Source organism: Streptomyces sp. CB09001 (assembly GCF_003369795.1).
Lineage (GTDB): Bacteria > Actinomycetota > Actinomycetes > Streptomycetales > Streptomycetaceae > Streptomyces.
Map to the genome: position 1 here is coordinate 2979814 of NZ_CP026730.1, position 13782 is coordinate 2993595.

The 13782-nt window shown below is 67.3% G+C and carries 12 protein-coding genes and 1 tRNA gene; 6 read left to right on the plus strand and 7 right to left on the minus strand.

The window, feature by feature from the left end:
- Positions 1-14: 14 nt before the first annotated feature.
- Positions 15-87: transfer RNA gene (locus tag C4J65_RS13535), tRNA-Arg, on the plus strand.
- 383 nt (positions 88-470) lie between these two features.
- On the plus strand, positions 471-1646 hold the full coding sequence (locus C4J65_RS13540) for a lipase family protein (RefSeq protein ID WP_162833170.1): 1176 nt from the start codon (positions 471-473) through the stop codon (positions 1644-1646).
- Between the two features lie 210 nt (positions 1647-1856).
- On the opposite strand, the gene C4J65_RS13545 is transcribed toward C4J65_RS13540, so the two are convergent.
- From C4J65_RS13545 to C4J65_RS13565, 4 genes are all read right to left on the minus strand, one after another.
- A complete protein-coding gene (locus tag C4J65_RS13545; RefSeq protein WP_205351003.1) occupies positions 1857-2660 on the minus strand; it encodes a hypothetical protein in 804 nt (267 codons plus the stop codon).
- 3 nt (positions 2661-2663) lie between these two features.
- A complete protein-coding gene (locus tag C4J65_RS13550) occupies positions 2664-3053 on the minus strand; it encodes a TIR domain-containing protein (RefSeq protein ID WP_205351004.1) in 390 nt (129 codons plus the stop codon).
- 80 nt (positions 3054-3133) lie between these two features.
- Positions 3134-4003, minus strand: coding sequence for a hypothetical protein (locus tag C4J65_RS36045; RefSeq protein WP_162833171.1), 870 nt, complete (start codon positions 4001-4003; stop codon positions 3134-3136).
- Positions 4004-4688: 685 nt separating this feature from the next.
- Positions 4689-5123: a MerR family transcriptional regulator gene (locus tag C4J65_RS13565; protein ID WP_205351136.1), complete on the minus strand. Its 435-nt coding sequence runs from the start codon at positions 5121-5123 to the stop codon at positions 4689-4691.
- 413 nt (positions 5124-5536) lie between these two features.
- Here C4J65_RS13565 and C4J65_RS13570 point away from each other — a divergent pair, with 413 nt between their 5' ends.
- Complete coding sequence (locus tag C4J65_RS13570; protein WP_115742654.1) at positions 5537-7036, plus strand: SulP family inorganic anion transporter; 1500 nt, start codon at positions 5537-5539, stop codon at positions 7034-7036.
- A 70-nt stretch (positions 7037-7106) separates the two neighbouring features.
- Here the strand turns inward: C4J65_RS13570 and C4J65_RS13575 are convergent, their stop codons facing one another.
- Positions 7107-9641, minus strand: a complete 2535-nt coding sequence (locus tag C4J65_RS13575; protein WP_162833172.1) for a helix-turn-helix domain-containing protein — start codon at positions 9639-9641, stop codon at positions 7107-7109.
- A gap of 170 nt (positions 9642-9811) precedes the next feature.
- Here C4J65_RS13575 and C4J65_RS13580 point away from each other — a divergent pair, with 170 nt between their 5' ends.
- Positions 9812-11122: a hypothetical protein gene (locus C4J65_RS13580; RefSeq protein WP_162833173.1), complete on the plus strand. Its 1311-nt coding sequence runs from the start codon at positions 9812-9814 to the stop codon at positions 11120-11122.
- Positions 11119-11661, plus strand: coding sequence for a hypothetical protein (locus tag C4J65_RS13585; protein ID WP_240330417.1), 543 nt, complete (start codon positions 11119-11121; stop codon positions 11659-11661). The genes C4J65_RS13580 and C4J65_RS13585 overlap by 4 nt, the downstream gene beginning before the upstream one ends.
- Positions 11662-11725: 64 nt before the next feature.
- Here the strand turns inward: C4J65_RS13585 and C4J65_RS13590 are convergent, their stop codons facing one another.
- Positions 11726-12652 carry an aminoglycoside 3'-phosphotransferase/choline kinase family protein gene (locus C4J65_RS13590; protein WP_162833174.1) on the minus strand — a complete coding sequence of 309 codons (927 nt, stop codon included), beginning with the start codon at positions 12650-12652 and terminating at the stop codon, positions 11726-11728.
- A 96-nt stretch (positions 12653-12748) separates the two neighbouring features.
- Here C4J65_RS13590 and C4J65_RS13595 point away from each other — a divergent pair, with 96 nt between their 5' ends.
- Positions 12749-13252: a DUF4396 domain-containing protein gene (locus C4J65_RS13595; protein WP_115742657.1), complete on the plus strand. Its 504-nt coding sequence runs from the start codon at positions 12749-12751 to the stop codon at positions 13250-13252.
- Positions 13253-13301: 49 nt separating this feature from the next.
- Here C4J65_RS13595 and C4J65_RS13600 read toward each other — a convergent pair whose 3' ends face one another.
- Positions 13302-13712, minus strand: coding sequence for a four-helix bundle copper-binding protein (locus tag C4J65_RS13600; protein ID WP_115742658.1), 411 nt, complete (start codon positions 13710-13712; stop codon positions 13302-13304).
- Positions 13713-13782: the final 70 nt, after the last annotated feature.

A 13782-nucleotide genomic window follows, 5' to 3' on the forward strand; every position in this document is an offset into this window, starting at 1 on the left:
CGCCAGTCGCCAACGCCTCCGTAGCTCAGGGGATAGAGCACCGCTCTCCTAAAGCGGGTGTCGCAGGTTCGAATCCTGCCGGGGGCACGGGGAGAAGGGCCGGCTCGGGAGGGGTTTCCTCCCGGGTCGGCCCTTCGTCGTGTCCGGGGTCGTGCCACACGCGTGCCACTACGCGCTACCAGGTCTGGGGCACCATCCCTCAGGGCGTGTCCGACGGACCGCGTGGCACACCACCGCCCATCGACGTCCCCCGGACGAAGCCCTGGTGGCCCTCGCCCCCGGCCCGACCCATCCGCTGCCGAACAGTACGGTCCACTCCCCCGCACCATCAGGTATCCCCTACGGACCCCGAGGGGGTTTCCCCCTTTGCGGTCCGGGGGCTCGCTCCATGTCCCAGCGGAGCGGCCGACGGGCATGATCCATCCATGACTTTACGGCGAACAAGTATCCGGATTCTGGCTGGTGCGGCGGTGCTCGGCAGTGTGTCCGCCCTGGTGGCTCCGGTCTCGGCGGCGGCCGGCTCCCACAGCGAGCGGGCACAGGGTGGGGCCGTTGTCTCCGTCGAGCAAGCGGCCGACCTCACAGCGGAGGAAGTGGCCGGGGAACTCCGCGGAAAGATCGACTCCTCTCAGGTCCGCTACGGCGTGACCGCCTATCGGGTCACCTACCGCACCACCGACAGCACGGGCGCCCCCACGACCGCGAGCCAGCTCGTCGTCCTGCCCAAGAACGGGGCACGTCACCTGTCCACCGTCTCCTGGCTGCACGGCACCACCGTCTACCGCAAGGACGTCGCCTCGGAGAATCCGAAGTCGAACGACCGGCTCGTCGCCCTGCTGTTCGCCTCGACCGGGCGGGCCGTTTCGGCACCCGACTACGTGGGCCTCGGCTCGGGCGAAGGCTTCCACCCCTACGGTGACCCTCGGGCCACCGTCGCGGCCTCGGTGGACGGCCTGCGCGCAGCCCGGACCTTCGCCCACCGGAACGGCCGGGAACTGAAGCGGAAGGTCCAGGTCAGCGGGTTCTCGCAGGGCGGCCCCGCAACCATGCTGGTAGGCCGGGCGCTTCAGCAGGAGGGCGCCGACCGCTACTTCAGACTGGGGGCACTCGCCCCGGTCAGCGGCCCCTACAACCTCTCGGCCTTCGAAGCCGCCGCAGCCGACGACAAGATCGCCAAATCCGGCATCTACCTCGCCTACTTCGTCACCGCCTGGAACAAGACGTACGGCCTCTACACGTCACCTGGCGACGTCTTCCGCTCCCCCTACGACAGCGAGGTGGAGGGTCTCTTCGACGGCCATCACACCACCAAGCAGATCGTCGACACACTCCCGACGTTCTCCAAGGACCTGTTCACCGAGGACTTCCTGAACAAGATCCGCAAGCCCGACGGTGTCCTGAAGGACAAACTGCGCCCGATGGACAACACCTGCGACTGGCGGCCGAACGTACCAGTGGAGATCTTCCACGGCCGGGGCGACAAGGACGTCGACATCAGTCACGCGGCCTACTGTGCCGACCAGTTGACGAGGAACGGCGCCGCACACCGGCTGACCGACGTCGGCGAATACGACCACAACGGGTCGGTGCGGCAAGCCCTGCCCCGGATCGTCAGGTTCTTCGACGAGTCGGCGAAGATCGGCTGAAGTGCGCCACCGCCAACGGCCGGTCGGGCGAAGGGCGCGCCCGACCGTGCCGCTCGTCACCTGTTGGACATGCCCTAGCTAGGATCTTGGCCCCAACGTCGCGCTTCAACGGGCAGGTCCACAGACTGCCCGACTCGCCATCAGCTTACGGGCCCAAGATCACTCGCCCCAAAGCAGCTCCAGCACAAAGCCGCTCCGCCGACCTCGACTTTAAGGATTCCACACACCAACGGCAACTAGGGAGGCACCTGCAGCCGCAAGCGCGTACAGAGCGGTAAGCAGATGCGGTGCCCAGATTTCACGCGACGTGGAAGAGCGATACACCTTAGGGTTCTGGCCCCGCTCTAGAGCCTCCCACTCGGAATAGAAGATTGCAGCAGGCAGAAACCGCTCAAGTCTGTTGATTACCGCGAATTTTCCTGTATTGAGTTGCCCAAATGAGACGATAAGGCTCTTCCAGGCATTGGCGAGGATAAGGCCCGTCAGGGCGATCACAAGAACTCCGACGGACTTGAGTATCTGACTTCCACCCGCCTTGATGAAGAACCCTAGCCCTGTCAACATCACACCATTTGCAGTGATGAAGAAAGTATTTACGCCTTGACGACGACCTACTAGCCCTTCCGAGCTCTGCACCATGAGTTTATATAGCTCAAAAAGTCGCTCCTTATCCTCTTCCGTGGTTGGAGGACCATACGGAACCAACGCCTGAGTGACCCGATCCTGGCTCGTCAACCGCTCGGCCACTTTACGAATGGCCAGCACATAAACAGCGTCCTGCTGTTGCACTGATGAGGAAAGCTGATCGTACGGAAGTAAATAGGCATGGGAAGGATCATGCTTCAACTGCCATGCGCTCCAAACATCATGCACGTCTGAAGCTGTTACATCAACGCCTTTCGCGTAAGCGAGAGCCGCATACATGTTGAGCAAGTCATTCACGTCGCCGCGAGGCAAGACGGAGGTCGGAATCTCAGCCCGAATATCAGCGGCCACTTGTTCCAGATAGTTCATCCATCACACCCAGGTTGAGAGCCATGAGGAAATCTGAGCGAAGTCCCATCGAATTACACTCTCCGAGGGGATACCCTTCGGGAGTGGATGAGTTTCTCCATCGTTTACCTGAATCCCAAAGATTTGATGACCTTGCTCAAGAGTTTCTTTGATCTCCCACTCCACCGGCTCTGACTGATGCGTGGTTGCCCCAATCAGGACGATGGTTCCCTTCGTCTCGGCGATCCTCAGCTTGCACTGCCTCTTCCATGATGAGTCGAAAGGATCATGAATGGAGTAGTCGATGAACTCCACCGCGTCTTTCGTGTCCCGCGCGTGTTCCTTCAGGAAGTCCCGAGCCCAGCGATCTTCCATGCGGAAACTAATAAAGGCCCTCGGGCGCTCCATGTCCATACCTCGCCTCTCTTAGCGGCAGGCATCGTAACACTCGGAGTAAATAGGGGAACCGGGGAGCCAGTGGGAGGGTTCTAGCGCTAGACGGGGCGCAGGGTAGCCACGTTTTCCCTTTCCTCTCCGTCCCGCCCCTGCCACCTGACTGTGCAGTTGAACTGGCTCGGGCTACCCATGCTTAGCGCAAGTGGGAACCGGATTTCCGAATCGGGAGCAATCGCATCGATAGCCTGGTCGTCGTCACGTAGGATCATGCCATCGTCCGGCTCAATGAAGAACGTCACATTCTTTGCTGGGGTGCGCCCTCTGTTTGTGAGGACAATGTAGTGAGATCGGCGAGTACGCACCCTTCCCTTGGAGTCCGTTTCAACCCGCTCTCTGAAGTCCACACTCGGCCAAACTCCGGGGTCTTCCTCTGGTGTACGACTTTTCGCGCCAGAGGCTTTCGCCATGAACACTGTCGCCTGCCTGCTCAGCAGATTATCGACCCTGCTCACCAGTTCGGCCTCGTTGGCGTAAGTCATCACCAACGCGTTCGGTTCGATACTTTTAAGGTAGTCACGCAATGCGACTTGCTGCTCAAGGTCACCACTGGAAACCGGTCGAGTGCAATGCAAAATGGTCACTGTTTTGCCAGCACGTGCCATACGTTCAATCTCTTCAGATGTTCCGGATACTGCCCGATCCGACCTCGTTCCCAGACGGGCCCAGAAGATAGCAAGAGCCATATCTGCACCATCAACAAGTTGTCTGTTGATGACGTCTTGAGGGTGCTCTCCGAATTCTCCAGACGCATTCTCACCCCACCAAATCGGCAGGATCGTTAGCTGGAATTGCTGCCCATAGTTGACATTCCATCGATTCACTGATCGATGGATTACTTCCCGATCCTCATTGGTGATATCCCCCGGGCAGGAGATCAGCAAATGCAGCGTCGTGGCCTGGTACGCCATGGGCTATCCCCTCACTCTGGTGCACGAGGCAGATTGCCACGGCTGAGGTCAGCGAGACATCCAGTCGGGCATACCGTTACGGGCAGTCGAAGCCTGATCCGCGGTCGCACCCCCGCCTGCGGCCCGGCCGCCTGGGCCGCCCCTGGGCCGTCCAGAGCCAGCCGACGCTGACCAACAACGACGGAGGCCCACGGCATCTGAACTGGTCAGATGCCGTGGGCTTCTTCAGGTCCGCTGGTCAGCGGTAGGGGTGATCAGTAGACGGGCTTCTGAGCGCTGACAGGAGGGCCACCGGCATTTCCGGGACGCAGAGCCCTTCTGGGGTGCAGTCGGTGCAGGCGTCCACGGCGGATATACCCAGAGAGCCAGGTGCCACCATGTCGAATCGTGGCGAGCGCGGCAAGGATGAAAGTGCACGTAATAAGCGGCGAGGCCCCATCCTGCCCCGAGTGCGGCCAACCTCTAAGGCCGCTCGGGCTGATCCTCGCCAAGCGGGAAGACGACGGGCGGCGGACTTGCCGGGCAGTGTGGCGGTGCTCCGACCGGCACACGTGGTGGCGATGGGCAGACCGGCCGGAGGATGTGTTGGAGGTCTCCCCAGCTCCGGATCTGTTCCGTTGACATCCAACGGTGACATCAACCAGCGCACACGCCGCGCGTCCGGGATCGACGGGAGCGGCGCCGGTCAGGAGGTGTCGTCGTTGCGCTGTGCGTCCGCGGGCGGGGCCGTTTGGTTCAGGCGGGCTGCCAGGGTGGTGGCGAAGTCCTCGGCGCGGGAGAGTTGGGTTCGGAGTTTCTCCACCTGTTCGGCGGCGGCCTGCTGGTAGGTGCGGACGCGTTCCAGCAGGGCGTCGCGCTCGGCCGTGTCGAGTGGGGCGTCGCCGTCCAGGCGGTCGGTGGCGTCGAGCAGGTCGCGCATCTGCTCGAGGGTGAAGCCGAGCGGCTTCATCCGGCGGATGACCATGAGGCGGGCGACGTCGGTCTCGGTGTAGAGGCGGAAGCCGCCCTGGGACCGGGCGGAGGGGATGACCAGGCCGGTCTCCTCGTAGTGCCGGATGGTGCGCAGGGACAGCTCCGTCCGCGCGGCGACCTCACCGATCTGCATGTGCCTGTCGTCCACGTCGTCCACGCCGTTCTCCTGGCTCTTCGCGTCGGCCCGTCGGCTCGCCGGCCTCTACTCTAACGTTAGGGTAGAGTTGGGGACGGTGAGGGCGGCCTCGGCTGCCCACCCTGCCGTTCCGGGGCCGATGACGCCCCCGGCGAAGATCCGATTCCCGCGGGAGAGAGCGTGCGCGAGCCCCTGACGCCGGTCGCCGCCGCGTGCCCGCCGTGACCCTTCGCCCCTGGATGTGAGCAGCCCGGCCGGGTCCGCGTCGGCCCTGCCCCGCGTCCCTCGCCCCTGGACTTCCGGCCCGCCCCGCGGGTCACCCGCGGGGTGCCGGCCCGGCCCCCTGCGCGCCCCTGCCGCACGCCCGGCCTGCCCGTGGGTGTGCCCGAGCACGACAGGTACGCATCTCCTTGTCTTCTGCCGCTGTGACTGCCACGACTCCCGCGGCGCGGCTGCGCGCCCTCAAGCCCGACTGGCTGAACGATCCGAAGGTCTGGCGCACCGAGGTCCTGGCCGGCCTCGTCGTCGCCCTGGCCCTGATCCCCGAGGCCATCTCGTTCTCGATCATCGCCGGTGTCGACCCGGCGATCGGCCTGTTCGCCTCCTTCACGATGGCCGTGACGATCTCGATCGTCGGCGGTCGCCGTGCGATGATCTCCGCCGCCACCGGCGCGGTCGCGCTCGTCATCGCGCCGATGAACCGGGAGCACGGTCTGGGCTACCTGGTCGCGACCGTCATCCTGGCCGGCGTCTTCCAGATCGTCCTGGGCGCGGTGGGCGTGGCCAAGCTCATGCGGTTCGTGCCCCGGTCGGTGATGACCGGCTTCGTCAACGCCCTCGCCGTCATGATCTTCATGGCGCAGGTGCCGGAGATGCACGACGTGCCCTGGCCGGTCTACCCGCTGATCGTCGGCGGCCTGGCGCTGATGGTGTTCTTCCCGAAGGTCACCAGGGTGGTGCCGGCCCCGCTGGTGTCCATCGTCATCCTCACCGTGATCACCGTCGCGGCCGGGATCGCGGTGCCCACCGTCGGTGACAAGGGCGAGCTGCCGTCCTCGCTGCCGGTGCCGGGCCTGCCGGACGTGCCCTTCACCCTGGACACCCTGACCACCGTCGCGCCCTACGCCCTCGCCATGGCGCTGGTCGGCCTGATGGAGTCGCTGATGACCGCCAGGCTCGTCGACGACATCACCGACACCCACTCCTCCAAGACCCGGGAGTCCATCGGCCAGGGCGTCGCCAACATCGTCACCGGTTTCTTCGGCGGCATGGGCGGCTGCGCCATGATCGGCCAGACCATGATCAACGTGAAGGTGTCCGGCGCCCGTACCCGCGTCTCCACCTTCCTCGCCGGGTCGTTCCTGATGGTGCTGTGCATCGTCTTCGGCCCGGTCGTCTCCGACATCCCCATGGCCGCTCTGGTCGCCGTCATGGTCATGGTCGCCTTCGGTACCTTCGACTGGCACTCCATCGCGCCGAAGACCCTGAAGCGGATGCCCGCCGGGGAGATCGCCGTCATGGTCATCACGGTGATCGTCGTGGTCGCCACCGACAACCTCGCCATCGGCGTCGTCGTCGGCACGGTCACCGCCATGGTCGTCTTCGCCCGGCGCGTCGCCCATCTCGCCGAGGTCACCGCCGTCACGGACCCCGACCGCACCACGGTCGTCTACCGGGTCACCGGAGAGCTGTTCTTCGCCTCCTCCAACGACCTCGTCGGCCGGTTCGACTACGCGGGCGACCCGGACCGGGTCGTCATCGACCTGTCCGCCGCCCACATCTGGGACGCCTCCTCCGTGGCCGCCCTGGACGCGATCGAGACGAAGTACGGGCAGCGCGGCAAGACCGTCGAGATCACCGGCCTGAACACCCCGAGCGCCGACCTCCACGGCAGGCTCACCGGCGAACTCACCGGCAGTCACTGACCCTCGCGCCGGAGCCCGCAGCAGTGCACCCCGGCCCGACAGCCGGGGTTCTCCGGTCTCCACCGGTGCCCTACCCCGGCGAGGGACCGGGGCGGGCGCCGGTCGCCGCTGCCGGCCCGTTGTTCCGAAACGCCCTCTCCAGCGCGTGACGCAGACCGAGGGTCTGGCCTTCCTGGTACGCACGTGCGTACTCGATGTCACCGAGGGACGTACGGGCGTTGCGGATGCAGCGTTCGCGGTGGGAGGTCAGGAGAGCGAAGCCGAAGAGCCGAGGGGTGCCGGACGGGTGCCACACGCGGTCCACGGCCCCCAGTACGACTGCCGCCGAGCGTACGTCGCCATAGGAGGAGGACACCCAGGCCAGGGTCTCGCCGAGGACTGCCTCTCCCAGGTGTTCGTCGATCTCCCCGGTGTGCTGGAGCGCGCGGTGCAGGAGTCGCAGGGCGACCTCCGGTCGCTCGGCCTCGCCGTGATCCACGGCGAGGGCCCACAGCAGGTAGCACCGGTGCCATGTGTCCCCTCGGGCCTCGGACATCGCGAGGGCCTGTTCGAGCAAGGCGGTGGAGCGCGCACGATCGCCCTGGATGACGGCGGTGAAGCCGAGTTGGGCGATGCACTGTGCGTGCGTCAACAGGGAGTCGGACCACTGTCCGATCGCCAGGGAGGACCGCGCGTACGCCGCCGAGGCCTCCGTGTCGCCGGAGATCAGTGCCGCCAAGCCGCGTAACTGGAGGAACGCGGCAGAGATTTCGGCCCTGCTCGCCCCGTGCGCGGAGGGGCCCGTGTCGCCGGACGCGGCGGGCATGCCGGCCAGAGCTCGTTCGCCCCGGCTGATCATGTCCCCGGTCCTGCCGTGATCCCCGTGGAGAAGCAGCAGGAAGCCGGCCACCCAGACCGCTTGGCACCAGATGCCGACGGCCTCGGGGGACAGAGGCCGCGGGTACCGTTCGAGTGTCTTGCGCATCCAACGTGCGCCCTCTCCCACGTTGGCCGACGTCAGACAGTGCAGCCAGAAGCCGAGGGAGGCGCGCAGTACGGTCTCCGCGGGTTCACCGACCGGGGGCGGTGCGGTGACGATCTGCCGCAGATTGGGGTGTTCGGCGCGCAGGCGACGCAGCCAGCCGGCCTCTTCGCGGGAGCCGTAGGCGTTTCCCGCTTGTGCGGCCAGGCCGAGATACCAGGCGCGATGGCGTCGTAGGGCGTGCTGTGCCCGGCCGCTTTCGGCGAGGCGTTCCTGCCCGTAGGCGCGAACGGTCTCAAGCATGTGCAGACGGGTCTGACCGCCGGTCTCCTCACTGGTGAGCAGTGACTTGTCCACGAGACCGGCCACGGCTTCGAAGGCGTCGTCGGCCGCGTCGGAAACGGGCACGTCATGTTCGCCGGCACTCCCGCAGAGTTGCTCGGCATCGGCCAGCAGCGCCCCGCCGGAACACAGCGACAGCTGCTGCCAGGCCCTTCGCTCTGCCTGGGTGCACAACTCGTAGCTCCAGTCGAAGAGCGCGCGCAGTGCCTGGTGGCGGGGGTGGACCGTGCGGTCACGGCCGCCGGGACCGAGCAGGCGGAACCGGTGGTCGAGTCGTTCCAGAAGTTCCTCGATGGTCACTGTGCGCAGCCGGCGCGCGGCGATCTCCAGGGCGAGGGGAAGGCCGTCCAGCCGCCGGCACACGCGAGCGACGGTGTGCCGGTTCGCCTCGGTGACCCGGAAGCCGGGCGAGGCCGCCTCGGCCCGGTCGGCGAAGAGAGTCACGGCCGGTGAGGCCATGGGGTCCTCGTCCCCGGCGGGGCTGTGGAGCGGATGACCACGCCCCACGGCCGGCAGGTCCAGTGGCCTCACCCGCAGCACGTGCTCGGCGCCGACGTCGAGTGGTTGCCGGCTGGTGGCGAGCACGCGGAGGTCCGGCAGGAGCGTGAGCAGGTCGCGGACGGCGTGGGCACAACCGTCCAGCACGTGCTCGCAGTTGTCGAGCAGGAGGAGGACCCTCCGTCCACGCAGTGCCCCGGCCAGCGTGTGCATGGGGTCCTGCCCCGCCGCGACCTGTACGCCGAAGGCCGAGGTGACCGCCTCGACGATCGCGTCGCCGCTGCCCAGGTCGGCCAGCTCGGCACAGTACGTGCCGTCCTCGAACCGCTCGGCCACCTCACGGACGATGCGCCTGGCCAGCCGGGTCTTCCCCACCCCGCCCGTCCCGACCAGCGTGACCAGCCGGCACCGCTCCAGAAGCCCGCTGCCGACGGCCAGTTCGGGCTCGCGGCCCACAAAGCTCGTGGCCTCCGCCTGGTCGGGACGACGCTGGGTGGCGCGGGAGACCTTCTCCTGCTTCTCGGCCCCGTAGACCTCACGTCGTACGGACTCCCAGCGCTCTTCCCATCCGTGCGGGTCCCCACCGCAGGCGCGGACGTAGGCACGGAGTACCTCTCGGGTGGGGAGCCGCTGCCCGGCGGCGGCCTGGGACAGGGTGCTGGCGGAGTAGCGGGCCGTCTCAGCCATCTCCGTGTAGGTGAGCCCGGCCCGGTGGCGCAGAGCCCGCAGCCCCAGCGCGAAGCGTGCGAGCGGCCCCTCTCGTGGGTCGAGCGGCTGTTCCCGACGCCCCGGCCTGCCCGCCAACTCGGACCACCTCCCGGGCATTCGGATTGATTCATTGATTATGGCTTCTCCCGCCAGGTGGCGAACAAATCTCACCGTCCCCGATGCTCAAGATCAATCACCCGTCGGCAGCGGACGCCGGGGACAGCGCAGCGCTCCGATCGAACTGGAGCGCCATCAGCGGAGGAAGAATGACACTGGATCTGCGACGTCGAGGGTCGGTCGAAGAGGACATGGTCTTTTTCGCGATGCCCTACGACGAGAAGGAACTGCCGAACGGCCGCGTGGAGAACTTCGACGATCTGTACGAAGGTCACTTCGAGGACTGGATCAGGAACTGGGAACTGCGCGCCGAGCGCGCCGACAAGGCTCCGGGTACCACCGAGAGCGCGATGGACGTCGCCTGGTCCGGGATCGACCGGGCCGGCTTCGTGGTCGCCGATCTGTCCGTTCCCTCGACGTCCGTCGCCATGGAGTTGGCCTGGGCGCTGTGCCTGAGGAAACGGCTCGTGGTGATCGCGCACGAGGGCGCCGTGGTGCCCAGCAACACCCACGGGCAGTTTCGCGTGGTGTCGTACGAGTGGAGCTTCAGGGGCCTGGCCAAGCTGCGCAGCGATCTGCACGCGGAGATCGAAGCGATGCGTCAGCAACGGCGTGAGCCCGAGATGGATCTGCGCCCCTACATCCCTGAGGACCGGTTGCGCGCCAAAGCCAGAGTCGAGGAGATCAGCGAGGACCATATCCGAGTGCGCGACGTCCGCAATCCGCGTCGCATCGCCGAGATGCACAAACAAGACGTGAGCTACCGGGAGGCCGTCCCGGACCACATGTCGCAGAGGTTTTTCGTCGGCAAGGAAGTCTCCGGCTTTTTCGTGAATCGGGAGAACACCCTCATCTTCACGCAGCAGGAAGGCGAAGATCCGTGGGAGGAGTGGGAACAGACCTATCGGCGGGGCTCGGCATTCACCGCACGGGTGTACGACGTGAACAAGGCGGGTGTCTGGGTCGAGTTGCCCGGGGGCGGCCGCTCCCGGGTGCGGGACCATGAGGCGACGGGGCTGAAGGAGCAGGACGAGGTGCCCGTCGTCATCAGGTGGATCGACCGGGCGCGCCAGCGCATCGAGATCGCGCTCGCCAACCAGCCGACCGGTGTGCCGGCTCCCGCCGTTCCGCCTCCGGCTCCGTCGCTGGACGCGTACCCCCGGGTCGGGGAGCGGCAAGGTGCGACCGTAAGCGTCCCGAACGCGGGATTCGTGCTGGTGAGGCTGGACGGATACCCGGACCTGCCCACGCTCGCCCTGTTGCACGCGCGCAGGATGTCGCAGTCGCTGCGCGAGGACCTGGAGGCCAGCCGGGTCAAAGAGGGCAGGCGGATGTGGGTCGCCGTCGAGGAGGTCGCCCCTTCCCGCAACAAGCCGGGGAGGATCGACATCAAGGTGCGCGAGGTCGAGGAGGAACTGCCGCCGCCGGAGGCCGGGGACGTCGAGGAAGTGCCCGCGTGAGTCCTGACGCGACGGACACCCACGCCCTCACCGAGTTGGACGACCGACTGTGGAACGGCCGCCTGGACGCCGGGCATTACACCGCGGACAGGGAGAAGTACCAGGCGGCGATCATGGAGCAGTACAGGCTCTGCGTGGAGATGGCCGACCGGATCAGCGCCCGCAGGAGCCTGACCAACACCTTCTTCCTGACGGTCAACGCGGCCCTGCTGGCCGCCGCCGGCGCGGTCGGCGGCACCGTCCTGCGGGGCACGCCGGCCTGGGGAGTGGTGGTGGCCGGACTCGTCGCCGTGGGCCAATGCGGAGCCTGGTTCCTGCTCATCACCTCCTACCGGCAGCTCAACCGGGCGAAGTACAAGGTCATCGGCGCGCTCGAGCAGCGGCTGCCCGCGCGCTCGTACGACGCCGAGTGGGCAGAACTGGGCGACGGGAAGACGCTGAGGCAGTACGTCCCGCTCACGCTGGTGGAGCTGTGGATTCCGGCCTTGTTCATCGTGTTCTACGTGGCGGCAGGCGTCGCAGCCCTGAAGTCGGCCTGACGGCCGGGCCGGACCGGGCTGGGCCAGGAATCGGGGAGCAGGGGGAGGGAGCGCCTGACGCGCGTCAACTCGCGGTGCCGAACCACGCCTCCGCGAGCGACGGGAGTGTTTCCCCGGCCGGCACGGGCAGTTCGCGCAGGTACCAGGGGAGGTCGCTGTACACGTGCAGCAGCGTGTACGCGAGCAGTACCGACGGGTCGAAGGTGCGGCCGTACGCCTTGGCCAGGCGGGCCAGCAGGTCCGGGTCGCCGCCGGTGACGAACAGGCCCACTGCCACGAAGTCGTAGGCGCGGTCACCGATCATGGCGGGTTCGAAGTCGAAGAGCCCGGTCAGCCGCCACCCGTCGGGGTCGACCAGGAGGTGCTGTCGCATCACCTCGGTGTGCAGCAGGCAGCCGTCCGGGTCGCGCGGCAGCGGGACCGAGGCCAGGAAGCCGGGGATCTGCTCCAGCCGGCCGGCCGGCAGCCCGTGGGCGCGCTGCTGTGCCACGGCGCCGGCTCGCTGACGGTCCAGGAAGGCGCCCCAGTCGCCGGGACCGAGGACGTCCCCGAGGGGGGCGGGGTCGAGGGAGTGCAGTACCGCGAGGGTTTCGCCGACCTCGGTGACGAGCCGTTCGCGGTGGTCGCGCGGCACGCGGTCCCAGGCGTGGGCAAGGTTCTCGCCGCGGAGGCGGGACATCAGGACGTACTGCCAGCCGTTCTCGTACGGACCGAAGTCCCGGACTCGCGGGGTCGGTGTCGGCAGCCGTCCCTGGAGGTGGGTGAGGACGCGGCCCTCCGCGATGCCGTCCTGCGCCGCGGCTGCCGGGAACAGCTTGAGCACGTGCTCGTCGCCCACCGCGTAGACCGGTTGGGAGCCGTCCGGGAAGCGGGTCAGCGGCGCGTCGGCGAGGCCCAGGCGTGCGCACAGGTCGGCCGCACCGCGGCGCATCACCGTCTCGTCGGGGACGACCGCGCCCCACTCCTCGTCCGTTTCCACCGAGGGCAGCATGACCGGGACGGTAGGCCACCGCATGCCGGGGAGCAACGGAGATTCGCCGCTCCTCCTTCTGGACTGGATACCCCTGGGGGGTATATTCTCCCCGTCATGGACCACAGCACGCACCACTCCGCCCCCGCAGGCACCGGGCACGGTCACGGTCACACCCACAGGCACGGCACCACCTGGGCCACTGCCATGCAGGCGACGCTGCACTGCCTCACCGGGTGTGCCATCGGCGAGATCCTCGGCATGGTCATCGGCACCGCGCTGATGTGGGGCAATGTGCCGACCATGGTGCTGGCCATCGCCCTGGCCTTCGTCTTCGGCTACTCCCTCACGCTCTTCGCGGTGGTGCGCGCCGGGGTGTCCATGAAGGCCGCGATCAAGGTGGCGCTGGCCGCCGACACCGTCTCCATCGCCGTGATGGAACTGGTCGACAACGGGATCATCGCCCTCGTACCGGGCGCGATGGACGCGCACCTGTCGGACGGGCTGTTCTGGTACGCCCTGCTCGGCGGCTTCGCCGTGGCGTTCGTGATCACCACGCCGGTCAACAAGTGGATGATCGGCCGCGGCAAGGGCCACGCCGTCGTCCACGCCTACCACTGACCGCGCGCATCACCGACCGCGCGCATCACCGACCGGGCCGCGGCCCAGGTCAGCCCAGGCCGGCGAGCAGTTCCTCGCACGCCTGCTCGCAGCTCCGGCACGCCTCGGCGCAGACCCGGCAGTGCTCGTGCATGTCGGCGTGCCGGGCGCACTCGTCGCCGCACGCCGCGCAGACGGTCGCGCAGGCCTGGAGCACGGCCCGGGTGACGTTGGCGTCGTAGCCCGTGTGCCGGGACAGGACCGCGGCCGTGGTGGTGCAGACGTCGGCGCAGTCCATGTCGGTGCGGATGCACTTGGTCAGATCGGCGACGGTGGGCTCCGACAGACAGGCGTCGGCGCACGCGGTGCACGCCTGGGCGCACCTGAGGCACTCCTCGATGCACCTGGCCATGGCCTCCCGGTCCACGCCGCCGAGGTCGGCCGGGTAGGTACGGAGCAGGTCGTTGACGGTGGTGGGCATGGTGGCCGCTTCCCTTCCGTTCACGCGTACGTGTGGGTGCCTGCCGGGTTTCACCGTGCGGCGCACCGCA

Excerpts from the sequence above, each read along its gene's own strand:
- C4J65_RS13545 (WP_205351003.1), bottom strand. The coding sequence starts at position 2,660 with ATGAACTATCTGGAACAAGTGGCCGCTGATATTCGGGCTGAGATTCCG.
- C4J65_RS13580 (WP_162833173.1), top strand. The coding sequence starts at position 9,812 with ATGACACTGGATCTGCGACGTCGAGGGTCGGTCGAAGAGGACATGGTC.
- C4J65_RS36045 (WP_162833171.1), bottom strand. The coding sequence starts at position 4,003 with ATGGCGTACCAGGCCACGACGCTGCATTTGCTGATCTCCTGCCCGGGG.
- C4J65_RS13550 (WP_205351004.1), bottom strand. The coding sequence starts at position 3,053 with ATGGACATGGAGCGCCCGAGGGCCTTTATTAGTTTCCGCATGGAAGAT.
- C4J65_RS13600 (WP_115742658.1), bottom strand. The coding sequence starts at position 13,712 with ATGCCCACCACCGTCAACGACCTGCTCCGTACCTACCCGGCCGACCTC.
- C4J65_RS13590 (WP_162833174.1), bottom strand. The coding sequence starts at position 12,652 with ATGCTGCCCTCGGTGGAAACGGACGAGGAGTGGGGCGCGGTCGTCCCC.
- C4J65_RS13595 (WP_115742657.1), top strand. The coding sequence starts at position 12,749 with ATGGACCACAGCACGCACCACTCCGCCCCCGCAGGCACCGGGCACGGT.